Source organism: Mesorhizobium sp. M0938 (assembly GCF_040319125.1).
GTDB lineage: Bacteria > Pseudomonadota > Alphaproteobacteria > Rhizobiales > Rhizobiaceae > Mesorhizobium > Mesorhizobium robiniae.
Map to the genome: position 1 here is coordinate 1 of NZ_JAMYNS010000047.1, position 2,500 is coordinate 2,500.

General features: G+C 54.8%; 1 tRNA gene and 2 rRNA genes (1 of these 3 cut by a window edge). All 3 read right to left on the reverse strand.

The annotated features are described in order from the left end of the window. Positions 1-39 precede the first annotated feature (39 nt). A tRNA-Met gene (locus NKH73_RS32440) sits at positions 40-116 on the reverse strand. Positions 117-257: 141 nt separating this feature from the next. Then, positions 258-372: ribosomal RNA gene (rrf, locus tag NKH73_RS32445) — 5S ribosomal RNA — on the reverse strand. Positions 373-650: 278 nt separating this feature from the next. After that, positions 651-2,500, reverse strand: a 23S ribosomal RNA gene (locus NKH73_RS32450); it runs 956 nt beyond the window's last position.

The following is a 2,500-nucleotide window of genomic DNA, read 5'->3' on the forward strand; positions in this document are numbered from 1 at the left end:
AACGCAAACGGCCCGCTTGAAGCGGGCCGTTTTTGTGTTTGGTTGCGGGGACAGGATTTGAACCTGTGACCTTCAGGTTATGAGCCTGACGAGCTACCGGGCTGCTCCACCCCGCGTCAACGGACTTTTGCCGGAGGCAAAATGTCCTTCTTGATGCCTTCCGCCAATTGAAAGGGCCGCTTGCGCGGCCCGTTCTCCCGATTGGCGGGCCTGTTTGTAGAGAGAAGATTTGGATTTTTGCGACGTGCGTTTTGCAGACCTGGCAGCGACCTACTCTCCCGCGTCTTGAGACGAAGTACCATCAGCGCTGGAGCGTTTCACGGCCGAGTTCGGAATGGGATCGGGTGCAGCCGCTCCGCCATAACCACCAGGTCGGCAAAGCGCACGTTGCTCGAGAAGCTTTTTGAGCGAATAGCCGATAGTGAGTAGCCAATAGGGGACCCTATTTTCTGCTCTCTGTGAGCTGTTCGCTGGTCTTATGTGTGCCTTTACCGTTCTTTCGGTCTTGGCGCCTTTCGAAGCGAAGCTTCGCAAGGTCGACCGACCGTCGGCGCCGATGCGCCGCACCCACGTAGCGCCGCCCGCAGGGCGGAACAAGCGTGAGTGAGAACAGATCATCTGACTTTGTCAGATGGGCATAGGGAATGAGAACGATCAAGCCGATCGAACTATTAGTACCGGTAAGCTTCAAGCGTTGCCGCTCTTCCACACCCGGCCTATCAACGTGGTCGTCTTCCACGGTTCTCAGGGAATACTCGTTTTAAGGTGGGTTTCCCGCTTAGATGCCTTCAGCGGTTATCCCGTCCGGATATAGCTACCCTGCTATGCGGCTGGCGCCACAACAGGTCCACCAGAGATCCGTCCATCCCGGTCCTCTCGTACTAGGGACAGATCCTTTCAATATTCCTACACCCACGGCAGATAGGGACCGAACTGTCTCACGACGTTCTGAACCCAACTCACGTACCGCTTTAAATGGCGAACAGCCATACCCTTGGGACCTGCTCCAGCCCCAGGATGCGATGAGTCGACATCGAGGTGCCAAACAACCCCGTCGATATGGACTCTTGGGGGTCATCAGCCTGTTATCCCCGGCGTACCTTTTATCCGTTGAGCGATGGCCCTTCCACGCGGGACCACCGGATCACTATGACCGACTTTCGTCTCTGCTCGACTTGTCAGTCTCGCAGTCAGGCAGGCTTATGCCATTGCACTCAGCGAACGATTTCCGACCGTTCTGAGCCCACCATCGCGCGCCTCCGTTACTCTTTAGGAGGCGACCGCCCCAGTCAAACTACCCACCATACATTGTCCCGGACCCGGATGACGGGCCGCGGTTAGACATCCATAGTGATAAGGGTGGTATTTCAAGGGTGGCTCCACCTGAGCTGGCGCCCAGGTTTCAAAGCCTACCACCTATCCTACACATGCCACTACGAATGCCAATGTAAAGCTATAGTAAAGGTGCACGGGGTCTTTCCGTCTAACCGCAGGAACCCCGCATCTTCACGGGGAATTCAATTTCACTGAGTCTATGCTGGAGACAGCGGGGAAGTCGTTACGCCATTCGTGCAGGTCGGAACTTACCCGACAAGGAATTTCGCTACCTTAGGACCGTTATAGTTACGGCCGCCGTTTACTGGGGCTTCGATTCAGAGCTTGCACCCCTCCTCTTAACCTTCCAGCACCGGGCAGGCGTCAGACCCTATACGTCGTCTTGCGACTTCGCAGAGCCCTGTGTTTTTGATAAACAGTCGCTACCCCCTGGTCTGTGCCACCCTCCTCCACTTGCGTGGAAAAGGGTCACGCTTCTTCCGAAGTTACGCGTGCAATTTGCCGAGTTCCTTCAGCATAGTTCTCTCAAGCGCCTTGGTATACTCTACCAGTCCACCAGTGTCGGTTTCGGGTACGGTCTATAAGGAGGAGCTATTTCCTGGAACCACGCAGCAGCCCGTTCAATCCGATAAGATTGGACTACCTCAATGATCCGTCACTTCCTCCAGGCCCACGAATATTAACGTGGTTCCCATCGTCTACGCATTTCTGCCTCGACTTAGGGGCCGGCTAACCCTGCTCAGATTAGCTTTAAGCAGGAACCCTTGGACTTTCGGCGGGGGAGTCTCTCACTCCCCTTACGTTACTCATGTCAGCATTCGCACTTCTGATACCTCCACCACCCCTCACGGGTATGGCTTCATCAGCTTACAGAACGCTCCGCTACCGCTCGTATTGCTACGAACCCTAAGCTTCGGTGTATGGCTTGAGCCCCGTTACATTTTCGGCGCAAAGACCCTTATTTAGACCAGTGAGCTGTTACGCTTTCTTTAAATGATGGCTGCTTCTAAGCCAACATCCTGGTTGTTTTGGGATCCTCACATCCTTTCCCACTTAGCCATAACTTGGGGACCTTAGCTGTAGGTCAGGGTTGTTTCCCTTTTCACGACGGACGTTAGCACCCGCCGTGTGTCTGCCGACTAGTACTCCCAGGTATTCGGAGTTT